Source organism: Streptomyces sp. NPDC036822 (genome assembly GCF_055609145.1).
The window spans coordinates 29,543-42,069 of sequence record NZ_JBVJPY010000018.1 but is presented as its reverse complement, the minus strand read 5'-3'; the positions used below and the strand labels follow the sequence as shown (position 1 = coordinate 42,069).

10 protein-coding genes are annotated in these 12,527 nt (G+C 72.0%); 5 read left to right on the top strand and 5 right to left on the bottom strand.

Annotated features, from left to right (window positions below; genetic code table 11):
• Positions 1-49: 49 nt before the first annotated feature.
• From ACZ68P_RS29935 to ACZ68P_RS29925, 3 genes are all read left to right on the top strand, one after another.
• On the top strand, positions 50-1,267 hold the full coding sequence (locus tag ACZ68P_RS29935; RefSeq protein ID WP_471011678.1) for an MFS transporter: 1,218 nt from the start codon (positions 50-52) through the stop codon (positions 1,265-1,267).
• Positions 1,268-1,365: 98 nt separating this feature from the next.
• Complete coding sequence (locus ACZ68P_RS29930) at positions 1,366-2,823, top strand: uracil-xanthine permease family protein (RefSeq protein ID WP_471011677.1); 1,458 nt, start codon at positions 1,366-1,368, stop codon at positions 2,821-2,823.
• Between the two features lie 74 nt (positions 2,824-2,897).
• Positions 2,898-3,731 carry a DUF5995 family protein gene (locus ACZ68P_RS29925; RefSeq protein WP_471011675.1) on the top strand — a complete coding sequence of 278 codons (834 nt, stop codon included), beginning with the start codon at positions 2,898-2,900 and terminating at the stop codon, positions 3,729-3,731.
• 55 nt (positions 3,732-3,786) lie between these two features.
• Here the strand turns inward: ACZ68P_RS29925 and ACZ68P_RS29920 are convergent, their stop codons facing one another.
• Positions 3,787-5,481 (bottom strand): flavin monoamine oxidase family protein, encoded by a 1,695-nt coding sequence (locus ACZ68P_RS29920; RefSeq protein ID WP_365722536.1) that lies wholly within the window; start codon positions 5,479-5,481, stop codon positions 3,787-3,789.
• A gap of 61 nt (positions 5,482-5,542) precedes the next feature.
• Entirely contained in the window at positions 5,543-6,349 is an 807-nt protein-coding gene (locus ACZ68P_RS29915) for a carbon-nitrogen hydrolase family protein (RefSeq protein ID WP_471011674.1), read from the bottom strand.
• A gap of 279 nt (positions 6,350-6,628) precedes the next feature.
• Here ACZ68P_RS29915 and ACZ68P_RS29910 point away from each other — a divergent pair, with 279 nt between their 5' ends.
• The gene (locus ACZ68P_RS29910) at positions 6,629-7,237 is read left to right on the top strand and encodes a Repetin (protein WP_471011671.1); all 609 of its coding nucleotides are present in this window, start codon (positions 6,629-6,631) and stop codon (positions 7,235-7,237) included.
• A 12-nt stretch (positions 7,238-7,249) separates the two neighbouring features.
• Here ACZ68P_RS29910 and ACZ68P_RS29905 read toward each other — a convergent pair whose 3' ends face one another.
• Both ACZ68P_RS29905 and ACZ68P_RS29900 read right to left on the bottom strand, forming a co-directional pair.
• Entirely contained in the window at positions 7,250-7,705 is a 456-nt protein-coding gene (locus ACZ68P_RS29905) for an Lrp/AsnC family transcriptional regulator (RefSeq protein WP_365722532.1), read from the bottom strand.
• 10 nt (positions 7,706-7,715) lie between these two features.
• Positions 7,716-9,179, bottom strand: coding sequence for an amino acid permease (locus ACZ68P_RS29900; RefSeq protein ID WP_471011669.1), 1,464 nt, complete (start codon positions 9,177-9,179; stop codon positions 7,716-7,718).
• A gap of 288 nt (positions 9,180-9,467) precedes the next feature.
• On the opposite strand from ACZ68P_RS29900, the gene ACZ68P_RS29895 reads away from it, so the two are divergent.
• Positions 9,468-10,496 carry a GDSL-type esterase/lipase family protein gene (locus tag ACZ68P_RS29895; protein WP_471011667.1) on the top strand — a complete coding sequence of 343 codons (1,029 nt, stop codon included), beginning with the start codon at positions 9,468-9,470 and terminating at the stop codon, positions 10,494-10,496.
• A gap of 107 nt (positions 10,497-10,603) precedes the next feature.
• Here the strand turns inward: ACZ68P_RS29895 and ACZ68P_RS29890 are convergent, their stop codons facing one another.
• Positions 10,604-12,046, bottom strand: a complete 1,443-nt coding sequence (locus tag ACZ68P_RS29890) for a GuaB1 family IMP dehydrogenase-related protein (RefSeq protein WP_471011666.1) — start codon at positions 12,044-12,046, stop codon at positions 10,604-10,606.
• Positions 12,047-12,527 lie beyond the last annotated feature (481 nt).

Below are 12,527 nucleotides of genomic sequence, written 5' to 3'. Positions count from 1 at the left end.
GTTTACGTCGGCATCATCCGAAGGACGGCGACAGCTCCGGGGAGGGCCCATGGCGGGCGAGACCGTTTTCAGTACCGAGCGGCTGCGGCGGGCCCGGTTCGCCGTCGCCGCCGTCTTCTGCGTCCACGGCGCGGTCACCGGCAGCTTCGCCACCCGCATCCCGTGGATCCAGGACCACGCCGACGTCAGCGCGGGCCAGCTCGGCCTCGCGCTCGCCTTCCCCGCTCTCGGCGCCTCGCTCGCGATGCCGCTGGCCGGCGCGATCAGCCACCGGTTCGGCGCACGCACCGCGCTGCGCGGGCTGCTCGCGCTGTGGACGCTGGCCCTCACCCTGCCGTCGCTCGCCCCGAACATCTACGGACTGTGCGCGGCGCTCTTCGTCTTCGGCGCCACGGCCGGCATGTCCGACGTGGCGATGAACTCGCTCGGCGTCGAGGTCGAGAACCGGCTCGGCAAGTCGATCATGTCCAGCCTGCACGGGATGTGGAGCGTGGGCGCCCTCATCGGCTCCGCCGCCGGCACCGTCGCCGCCCATCTCGGCGCGGACGCCCGGCTCCACCACCTCGTCGCGGCCCTCGTCCTGACCGCCCTCGGCATCGCCTTCTGCCAGGGCGTCCTCGACCTGCAGAGCGCCCCGGACGAGGAGGCGCCGCCGCGCTTCTCGCTGCCGCCGAAATCCGCCCTGGTCATCGGCGCGATCGGCTTCTGCGCGGTCTTCGCCGAAGGCGCCAGCCTGGACTGGTCGGCGGTGTACCTCGAGGACGAACTCGGCTCCTCGGCCGGGATCGCGGCCGCCTCCACCACCGCCTTCGCCCTGACGATGGCCGTCGCCCGGCTGGTCGGCGACCGGGTGGTGGACCGATTCGGCGCGGTGCGGACCGTACGGGTCGGCGGCTGCGCCGCCACCCTCGGCGGGTTCCTCGTCGTCTTCGCCCCGCACGCGGCACTCGCCATGGCCGGCTTCGGTCTGATCGGTCTCGGTGTCGCGGTCGTCGTCCCGCTCGCCTTCGCCGCGGCCGGCCGCAGCGGCCCCAACCCCAGCCAGGCCATCGCGGGCGTCGCCACCATCACCTACACCTCGGGACTGATCGCCCCGTCGGCGATCGGCGGCATCGCCGACGCCACCTCGCTGACGTTCTCCTTCGGCCTCGTCACGCTCCTGGCCTTCGGGCTCGTCCTCGGCGCCGGCGTCCTGCGCCCGGGCGCCCGCACCTCCGCGCCGAGCGTCAGCGGAAGCGCGCGGGAGAGTTCCGGCAAGACCGGCTGAGAGGCGCCCCGGCCCCGGTGACCTGCGGCGCACTACCATGTGGCTGATCTTTTGCGGCCACGACGCGGCCGCCTGAACCGGAGAACGGGAGCGGCCTCATGAACCTCGGCGTGCGCTGGACCCTGCACGGCGACGGACGGACACCCGCTCCGGGAGCCGTGGTCAGGCCGGACGAGCGGCTCTCGTGGCCCCGTACGGCCGGACTCGGGGCCCAGCACGTGGTCGCGATGTTCGGCGCGTCCTTCGTCGCCCCGGTCCTGATGGGTCTCGACCCGAACCTCGCCATCATGATGTCGGGCGTCGCGACGGTGATCTTCCTGCTCGCGACCCGGGGGACGGTGCCCAGCTATCTGGGCTGCTCGCTCTCCTTCGTGGGTGTCGCCGCGGCCATCCGGGCCTCCGGAGGCACCAGCGCCACCGTCACCGGGGCGGTGTTCGTCGTCGGCGCGGTGCTGTTCCTGGCGGGTCTGGCGGTACGGAGGTTCGGCGCGCGGATCATCCACGCGGCGATGCCGCCGATCGTCACGGGCGCCGTCGTCATGCTGATCGGCTTCAACCTGGCTCCGGTCACCGCGGCGACGTACTGGCCGCAGGACCAGTGGACGGCTCTGCTGGTGATGCTCTTCACCGGCCTGGCCGTGGTCTGTCTGCGCGGGTTCTGGTCGCGCATCGCGATCTTCCTCGGCCTGATCTTCGGCTATGCCGTCTCGTGGATCCTCGACCTCGTCTTCGGGAAGATCCACTCGATGTCCCCGAGCGGCCAGGTCACCGACCACTGGCGGCTCGACCTCTCCGCCGTCTCCCAGGCCGACTGGGTCGGTCTGCCGTCGTTCCACGGCCCGAGCTTCGAGTGGTCCGCGATCCTGGTCGCGCTGCCCGTGGTGATCGCGCTGATCGCCGAGAACGCCGGGCACGTCAAGGCCGTCGGGGAGATGACCGGGGACCGGCTCGACGACAAGCTGGGCACGGCGATCGCCGCGGACGGCGCCGCCTCGATGCTGTCGACCGCCGTGGGCGGCCCGCCGAACACGACGTACTCCGAGAACATCGGCGTCATGGCCGCCACCCGCGTGTACTCCACCGCCGCCTACTGGGCGGCCGCCGGCTTCGCCCTGCTCTTCGGTCTCTGCCCGAAGTTCGGCGCGGTCGTCGCCGCGATCCCCGGCGGTGTGCTCGGCGGCATCACGGTGATCCTGTACGGCATGATCGGTCTGCTCGGCGCCCAGATCTGGATCAACGCCAAGGTCGACCTGCGCAATCCGCTCAACCTGGTGCCGGCCGCGGCGGGCATCATCATCGGCGTCGGCGGGGTGAAGCTGACCTTCACCGACACCTTCGAGCTGGGCGGGATCGCCCTCGGCACGCTCGTCGTGATCACCGGCTACCACGTCCTGCGCGCCTTCGCCCCGGCGCACCTGAAGCGGCAGGAGCCCCTGCTGGACTCGGGCACCAGCTCGTACGAGAGCGGGGAGAGCGACGGGCCCCGCGAGAGCGGCGGTCCCGGCCCGCTCCCGGGGGACGGCGCCACCGGCGAGGAGCCCGCCACCAAGCCGTAGCGGCATTCGCCCGTTCTGGGTAAGCCCGGCCGAGGAGAGTTCCCTCGAGGCCGGGCTGCTGGGACGCTGCCCCCATGGCGCAGACCCAGCAGATCGAGACCGGGGCCGATGAGACCGGTACGGAAGAACGCGGGACCCCGGACCTCCTGACCCCGGCCACCGGAACCGTCGACACCGCACCGGCCGGGACCGCCCCGGTCACGGTCGCACCGGTCGCGGTCGAGGAGCTCGGGCCGTTCACCGCGGTCGACCCGGTGGTGGACCGGATGCGGGCCATCCGGTCGGCCTGGCACGCCACCGACGGGGTCGCGGTCTTCAACCGGGTCTATCTGACCGTGACGGAGGAGATCGGCCACGCCATGGACGCCGGCACCTTCGCCGACCGCAGGGCCGCCGCCACCCTCGACGTCCGCTTCGCGGAGCGCTATCTCGCCGTGGTCGACGCCGTCGCCACCGGCGGCCCCGCCCCGGCCTGCTGGCGGCCGCTCTTCACCTACCGGCGCCACCCCGGCGTACGCCCGCTCCAGTTCGCGCTCGCCGGGATCAACGCGCACATCGGCCACGACCTGGCGCTCGCGGTGGTCGACACCTGCCGGGCGCTGGAGTGCGCGCCGCAGGACCTGGAGGACGACTTCGACCGCGTCGGCGACGTCCTCGTCCTCCTGGAGGAGCGCATCCGCGAGGAACTGATGCCGGGCCCGGACCTCCTGGAGATCGCGGACCCGCTCACCCATCTGCTCGGCTGCTGGAGCCTGGACCGGGCCCGGGACGGGGCCTGGCTCGCCGCCCGTTCACTGTGGCAGCTGCGGGAGCTGCCCGGCCTGGCCGAGGAGTTCGCCGAACGCCTCGACCGGTCGGTGGGTCTGGTGGGGCGGATGCTGCTGACGCCGCTCGCACAGCGCGGCTGACCGCTCTCGCGGCCGCTCGCGCGCCGATGCTGTCCGCCCCACCTCCCCAACGGCGTCAGTCCTCCGGAAGTTCCACCGGCGCGATGTCGTCGTAGACGTCGCCGGGACCCGGGTTGGTGGCGTCGGTGGCGCCGCCGAAGTGGTGCATGACGCCCCACACGGCGTTCAGCGCGGTCTGCACGGCGCCCTCGGCCCAGCCGGCCGTCCAGGAGATGTCGTCGCCCGCGAGGAAGATGCCCCGCTTGTCCTCGGGCAGCCGGTCCTGCATGAAGTGCGTGAACAGGCGGCGCTGGTAGCGGTAGTGGCCCGGCAGGTTCGCCTTGAAGGCGCCCATGAAGTAGGGCTCGTTCTCCCAGGAGACCGTCACCGGGTTGCCGATGATGTGCTTCCGGATGTCGACCTTCGGGTAGATCTCGCCGAGCGACTTCAGCATGACCTCCATCCGCTCGTTCGCGGACAGCGGCAGCCACTTCAGGCTGTCGTCGCACCAGGTGTACGACAGGCAGATGACGGCCGGCTTGTCCGGGCCGTCATCCAGGAGGTAGGTGCCCCGGGTCATCCGGTCGGTCAGCGTCATCGACATGACGTCCCGCCCGGTCTCCTCGTCCTTGTCCAGCCAGAACGGCCGGTCGACGGGCACGAAGAGCTTGGAGCTCTCCATGTAGTGGGTGCGCTCGATCGCCGTCCAGTGGTCGATCGGGAAGAGCGAGTCGTCACAGGCGATCTTGGACAGCAGCATCCAGGACTGGGCGGTGAAGATCGCCGCCTGGAAGGTGCGGATGTCACCGGAGGCGTCCGTGACGGTGATGCGGTTGCCGGCGGTCCGGTTCAGCCGGGTCACGGCCGGCTTCGGAGCACCGTCGTGGAGCGAGGACAGCGAGGTGCCCTGGGCCCAGTGGACGATCTTCTCCGGCTCGCGCTCCCACAGACGCAGCGGCAGCTGCTGGGAGCCGCCCACGATGCCGCGGTGGTGGTCGTCGGCCTCGGTGTAGACGACCCGGAGGATCTCCAGGATGGAGTTCGGGAAGTCGGTGTCCCAGCCGCCGGTGCCGAAGCCGACCTGACCGAAGATCTCCCGGTGGCGGAAGGACTTGAACGCCTCCGACTCGCACAGGAAGCCGTAGAAGGTCTGGTTGTCGAGCTTCTCGACGAGCTTGGCCCAGATCTCGCGGATGCGCGGGACGTCGCGCTCGCGCATGGCCTGGTTCATGTCGGAGAAGTCGGCGCCCTCCTCCAGACAGGCGTTCCACGCGGCGGCGACGTCGCGGTAGACCTGCGGCAGGTCGTCGACGGTCTCGGCGTAGTGCGACTCGCCCTTGAGGTCGACGACGGTCGACGGGGTCGACTCGGCGAGCGGGTTCGGGAAGGGCTGCGTCTCCAGGCCCACCAGGTCGATGTAGTGCTGGAAGGCGGTCGAGGAGGGCGGGAAGCGCATGGCGCCCATCTCGGCGGTCAGGTCCTCGGTGCCGGTGCCCTCGAAGCCGACGGTGCGCAGCCGGCCGCCGATCTGGTCGGCCTCGTAGACGACGGGCTTGAGGCCCATCTTCATCAGCTCGTAGGCGGCGATGATGCCCGAGAGCCCGCCGCCGATCACGGCGACCTCGGTGCCGTGCTCGGTCGCGGGTATCTGGCCGAGCCCGGCCGGGTGGGCCAGGAAGTCGTCGTAGGCGTACGGGAAGTCCGGACCGAACATGGTGATCGGCGGCTGCGCGTCGGTGTGCTGGACGGCGGTGGGCACCGTGGACGTCATGGGGTTCGGACTCCTTGCACGGAAAAGACTGGGGAGGGGGCGGGCAGGCGGTGGGGGCGGCTCAGACGAGGGAGCCGTACAGCCCGGGGCGGCGGTCGCGCAGATACGGGTTGTCCACCCGGGACGCGGCCAGGATCTCGGGGTCGACATCGCCGAGGACCAGATCCTCGCCCCGGCCGGCGCGGGCGCGGGCGGTGCCGTCGGGGCCGGCGAGCGTGGAGAGGCCGACGAACTCGAACTCCCCCTCCGCCCCCGCCCGGTTGGCGTACGCGACGTACATCTGGTTCTCGAAGGCGCGCACGGGGACGACGGACTCGGCGACGATCTCGGCGGGGTGCATGAGGGCGGTCGGGACGAGGAGGAGGTCCGTGCCGGCCAGCGCCTGCGCCCGTACGTTCTCCGGGAACTCGACGTCGTAGCAGATCATGAGGCCGACCGTGAGGCCGCCGAGCTCGGCCTGGACGACGCCGTCGTCGCCGGGTGTGAACCACTGCTGCTCGAAGCCGCCGTAGAGGTGCGTCTTGCGGTAGCGCGCGAGCACTGCTCCGTCGGCGCCGAAGAGCTGGGCGGAGTTGTAGAGGACTCCGTGCCGGTCGGTGTCCCGCTCCGGGTAGCCGTAGCCGACGGCCAGGCCGTGGCGTGCGGCGACGGCCGCGACGGCCCGGGCGGAGGGCCCGTCCGACGGCTCGGCCAGGCGCGCCAGGTCGGCGCCGATCGCGTACCCCGTCAGGAACAGCTCGGGGGCGAGGAGCAGGCCGGCGCCGGCGGCCGCCGCGCGGGCGGCGGCCTCGTCGAGGATCTTCAGGTTGGCGGCCACGTCACCGAGCTCGCCGGAGCTCTGGAGCAGGGCGGTGCGCAGCGCGGGCATGGTGATCCTCTGGGGGTCCGGAGTGCGAGGGGGAAGACGTCAAAAACGGTACGGTTTCGCACTCGGCCGGGACAAGGCGGGAGCGTTGCGGACCGACCGTCGAACCGTTGCGCGATCTCCGGTCGGCGCGGCGATTCGTTGCGTGAGGCCCCTTCGGGGGGTGTACGACTCCCCCGTCGCGCGGCGGAGGGCGGACCGTCCGGCGGGGCGACGCCCTCGGGCGGACCGGGCGGAAGAGTGGTGGTCGTCCGGTTGACCTGCCGAAAGGACCGCAGCGCCATGAACCGTCGTACGAAGACCGCCGCCCTCGCCGCCGCTCTGATGATCACCGTCGGAGCCGCGGGTTCAGCCGTCGCGTCGGGTGCTCCCGCGGCCTCCGGGGCCGCGGGTCCCGCCGTCGCCCAGGGTCCCGCCGGAACTCCCGGGGAAGGCAGGGAGGGCGGCCGGGAGGCGGCCGCGCTGACCGGGACCGCGAGGCTCCACCGGCCGGCCGGGGACGACATCACGTTCTCCTTCGACGCGCACCTGGCGGCGAAGGACCGCAACGATCCGCGGCTGGCCACCGGAACCTTCCGGTACAGCCACGTCAAGGACGGCGAGGGGGGTTCCGCCGAGGTGAAGGTCGACTGCCTCGCGACCGGGGGCAAGGTGGCCACCGTGACGGGCATTGTCACCGCGACCGACGTCCCGGGCCTGCTGCACCAGCGGGTCGGCGTCTCGGTGCGCGACGACGGCAGGCACGACCGGCTCGGCTACAGCTGGCTCGCCTCCGACCCGCGGGAGGACAAGGTGCCGCCGTGCAACAGCGCCGCCCCGTTCGAGCGGGTCAAGGCGGGCACCGGCGACTTCCGGGTCCTGCCCTGGGCTTTCACGTACCCGACGGAGTAGGAGCCGCCGGCCCTAGGCGGGCGAGCCGGAGGAGAAGCGCCGCAGCAGCGGCGAGAGCACCAGGACCGACTTGGTGCGCTCCACGAACGGCTCGCCCGCGATCCGTTCCAGGACCCGCTCGAAGTGGCGCATGTCGGAGGCGAAGACCTGCACGACGGCGTCCGCGTCGCCGGTGACGGTCGACGCGGACACCACCTCGGGGTACCGCTCCAGACCTCGCCGGATGTCGTCGGGCGAGGTGTTGTGGCGGCAGTAGATCTCGACGAACCCCTCCGTCTCCCAGCCGAGCGCCGCCGGGTCCACCCGTACGGTGAAGCCGGTGATGGCGCCCTCGGCCCGGAGCCGGTCCACGCGCCGCTTCACGGCGGGCGCCGAGAGACCGACGAGCGAGCCGATGTCGGCGAAGGAGCGACGGGCGTCCTCCGCGAGGGCGTGGACGATGCGTTCGTCGAGGTCGTTGAGTCGCACTACGGGTGGATCACTTCTCTGCGGAGGCCAGTCGGGAGCGGCGCATGCCGTAGAGGAAGTAGACCACGAGGCCGACGGCCATCCAGCAACCGAAGACCACCCAGGTGACCGAGTCCAGGCTGAACATGTTGTAGACGCAGAACCCGAAGCCGAGGATCGGGAAGGTCCAGCCGAGCGGGACGCGGAAGGTGCGGTCCATGGTCGGGCGGGTGCGGCGCAGCACGATCACCGCGATGTTGACCAGGGCGAAGGCGAACAGGGTGCCGATGCTGGTGGCGTCGACCAGCTTGCCCAGCGGGATGACCGAGGCGAGGGCGCCGCAGAACAGCGACACGATGACCGTGTTGACGCGCGGGGTGCCGGTCTTGCCGCTGACCTTGCCGAAGGCCTTCGGCACGAGGCCGTCGCGGGACATCGCGAAGAGCACCCGGGTCTGGCCGTAGAGGACGGTCAGCACGACGCTGGCGATCGAGATGACGGCGCCGGCCGCGAGCAGCGTGCCCCAGAACGCCTGGCCGCTGACGTCGTTCATGATCACGGCCAGAGTGGCCTCGGAGCCCTCGAAGTCCTTCCAGTTCCACGCGCCGACGGCGACGGCCGCGACCAGGACGTAGAGGACGGTGACGATGAGCAGCGACAGCATGATGGCGCGGGGCAGGTCACGCTTCGGGTCCTTCGCCTCCTCACCGGCGGTGGAGGCGGCGTCGAAGCCGATGTACGAGAAGAAGAGGCTGGCACCGGCGGCGCTGACGCCGGCGACGCCCAGCGGCATGAAGTCGGCGTAGTTGCCGGACTTGAAGCCCATGAAGCCGATGGCGCAGAAGAGCACCAGCGCTGCGATCTTCACGAACACCATGACGGTGTTGACGAGGGCGGACTCGCGCGCGCCACCGAGCAGGAAGACCATCGCGAGCAGGACGACGATCAGGCCCGGCAGGTTGATGATGCCGCCCTCGCCTGGGGCGGAGGAGAGCATGTCGGGAATCGTGACGCCGATCGTCCCGTCGAGCAGCTCGTTGAGGTACTCACCCCAGCCGACCGCCACCGCGGCGACCGAGACGCCGTACTCCAGGACCAGACACCAGCCGCAGACCCAGGCGACGAGTTCACCCATCGTTGCGTACGCATACGAGTAGGAGGATCCCGCGACCGGTATGGTGCCGGCCAGCTCGGCGTACGAGAGGGCGGAGAAGAGCGCCGTGAGACCGGCGATGACGAACGCGACGGTGACCGCGGGGCCGGCCTTCGGCACGGCGTCGCCGAGGACGACGAAGATGCCGGTGCCGAGCGTCGCGCCGATGCTGATCATCGTCAGCTGCCACATCGACAGGGAGCGGCGGAGCGAACCGCCCTCGCCCTGCCCACCCTCGGCGACCAGCAGTTCTACCGGCTTGCGCCGGGTCAGGGCGGAGAGTCCGGAGGACTTGGGGACGGTCGGCTCGGTGGCCGGCGGGGCTGCGCCTTGATCCAGCACTGCGGGGGCTCCTTGATCGCTGCCTGTCGGGACGCGACGACCGCGGCGGCACGCGAGCAGGGGTAGGGAGCCCGCGAGGGATGGGGGACCGCCGAGCAGGCGGTCGCCGCCACTCCTGGTACGAGGCATGAGCCTAAGCCTTTACGCTTCGCGTCCGTAATGCAGGGTTGTTGCGCACCTGCGGATGATCATTGCGCTCTCGCGGCGCAGACGGGGAAACATTGCGCCCCACCGCATGAATCCACACATCGAGGTGTGAAGCGCCCCCTTCGTGTGCAGGGACTTCTCATGCCGGAAGACCCATGCCGCGAGCCCCAGACGCCCCCTCCACCCCGGGAGGCGGCGAGGGGATGGCTCGCCCCGGAGCCCTTCCTGCGCGGCACGGCATGGCTCGACCGGGGGCGGGCGGTGCGCGCCGATCCCGCCGACCGCGACCGCCTGCCGTGGGACACGGCCGAGCGCGCCGATCTGCCGATCGGGGTCCGGGTCGAGTTCACGGTCTCGCCGGGGACGCGGGAGGTGGAGCTGCGCTACCGGACGGCCGCGCCGGGATCGCTGCCGCACTGCTTCGCCCTGTGGCAGGACGGGCGGTGCGTGCGCGAGGTCCTGACCGACCCGGCCGGGGAGGCGACGGCCCGGCTTCCGCTGCCCGCCGCCGGGGGCACGTTCGTCGTCCACCCCCCGGAGAGCCGCGGGCCGGTGGTCCTCGGCCTGCGGGCGACCGGGGGCACGCTCGCGCCCGCTCCCCGGCGCCCGCGCTGGCTGGTGCACGGCGACTCGATCACCGAGGGCTGGTGGTCGACCCGGCCGGCCCTCTCCTGGGCCGCCACGGCGGGCCGGCTGCTCGCCCTGGACACGGTCAACCTCGGGTACGCGGGCGGGGCGCGCGGCGAGCTGCCGCTGGCCGAGCAGCTCGCGCGCCTGCCGGGCGAGCTGGTCACCCTCGCCTTCGGGACCAACTGCTGGTCGGGCTCGCCCTGTTCGGCCGGCTGGCTGTACGAGACGGTGCGCGCCTACGTCGGGCTGATCCGGCGGGGCCACCCGGACGCCCCGCTGCTGATCCTCTCCCCCGTCCTCCGCCCGGAGGCCGAGACCACCCGGAACGCCCTGGGCGCCACCCTGGAGGACCTGCGCGCCGCGATGGAGCACGCGGGGCGGGACCTGGCGGCGGAGGGCGACAGGCGGCTCCTGGTGCTCTCCGGCAGGCCGCTGCTCGGCCCCGGGGACCTGGCGGACGGTCTGCACCCCAACGACCGGGGACACGCCCGCATGGCGGCGGCGGTCGCTCAGGCGTTGCGCCCGCACGTGCCGGCCTGACCGGCCGGGGTACGGCGAACGCCCGGCCGGGGTACGGCGAAGGCCCCCGCGAGAGTCTCGCGGGGGCCTCGACGGCGGGGACGCTGCGGCGGCCCGCCGGGGCGGCACTAGCTCCAGCTGGCGTGCAGCGGCTTGCCCTCGGCGTATCCGGCGGCGCTCTGGACGCCGACGACGGCCTTCTCCTCGAACTCGGCCAGCGAGGCCGCGCCCGCGTAGGTGCAGGAGGAGCGGACACCCGCGATGATCGAGTCGATCAGGTCCTCGACGCCCGGGCGGGCCGGGTCGATGAACATCCGGGAGGTCGAGATGCCCTCCTCGAACAGCGCCTTGCGGGCGCGGTCGTAGGCCGACTCCTCGCTCGTGCGGTTGCGCACGGCGCGGGCGGAGGCCATGCCGAAGGACTCCTTGTAGAACCGGCCCTGGGCGTCCTGGTGGAGGTCGCCCGGGGACTCGTACGTGCCGGCGAACCAGGAACCGATCATCACGTTGGAGGCGCCGGCGGCGAGCGCCATGGCGACGTCACGGGGGTGCCGGACACCGCCGTCGGCCCAGACGTGCTTGCCGTACTTCTTCGCCTCGGCGGCGCACTCCAGGACGGCGGAGAACTGCGGCCGGCCGACGCCGGTCATCATGCGGGTGGTGCACATGGCGCCGGGGCCGACACCGACCTTGATGATGTCCGCGCCGGCGTCGATGAGGTCCTTGACGCCCTCGGCGGCCACGATGTTGCCGGCGACGATCGGGACGTGCGGGTCGAGGCCGCGGACGGCCTGGATCGCGGCGATCATCGACTCCTGGTGGCCGTGCGCGGTGTCCACGACGAGCGTGTCCACACCGGCGTCGAGGAGCTGCTTGGCCTTGCCCGCCACGTCGCCGTTGATGCCGACGGCGGCGGCGATGCGCAGCTTGCCCCGGGAGTCGGTGGCGGGGGTGTACAGGGTCGCGCGGAGCGCGCCCTTGCGGGTGAGGATGCCGGCCAGGCGCCCGTCCTTGTCGACGGCGGGGGCGTAGCGGCGGTTGGCGTGGTCCAGCTTGTTGAACGCCTCGCGCGGTTCGATGTCGGCGTCGAGGAGCAGCAGGTCCTTGGACATGACCTCGGACAGCTGGGTGAAGCGGTCCACGCCGGAAAGGTCGGCGTCGGTGACGACACCGACCGGGCGGCCGTCCTCGTCGACGACGACACCGGCGTCGTGCGCCCGCTTGGGGAGCAGCGACAGGGCGTCGGCGACGGTCTGGTGCGGGGCCAGGACGATGGGGGTGTCGAGCACGTGGTGCCGGCTCTTGACCCAGGAGATGACGTCGGTGACGACCTCGATCGGGATGTCCTGGGGGATGACGACGATGCCGCCGCGGCGGGCGACGGTCTCGGCCATCCGGCGGCCGGCGATCGCGGTCATGTTGGCGACGACCAGCGGGATCGTCGTACCGGTGCCGTCCGGGGAGGAGAGGTCCACGGCCTGGCGGGAGCCAACGGCCGAACGGCTCGGCACCATGAACACATCGTCGTACGTGAGGTCGTACGGCGGCTTGACGTCATTGAGGAAACGCACGTGCTGAACATCCCAGTCGATCGGAGTGGCCCCTAGGCATTTCAGCCAGGGGAAAAAGCACGTAGTTCATTGTCCCACGCCCGTACCCATACCAGTCCCGGGCGTTTCATCCGAGGCTCGCGGCACCACCTTCGTCGGATCCTCCAGAAGGTTCCCGCAGGGCGACGAGGACGGAGAGGCGAGTGGGGCGTGCTTCGACGGCCGGGGTGAGGACGTCCTGAGCGAGCCGCCCCAGCAGCCGACGAGCGCCCCGACGCACAGGAACAACGCGAGGCCTTGCAGGGGAGGGAGCGGGAAGCCGGGCGGGGCCGGAGCAGCACGGGCCGAATCTACGGCGCGCGGCGGGCCGGCCATCGTCGGCGCCCACGAGGCGGGCGAAGCGGCCCTGGGGGCCGAAGCCGGCGCCGCCCGGCCAGCACAGGCAGGCCCCCGCCGCAGGCCGGAACGGCGCTGCGGGGCACCCCGGGGACGGCCCCGGTAA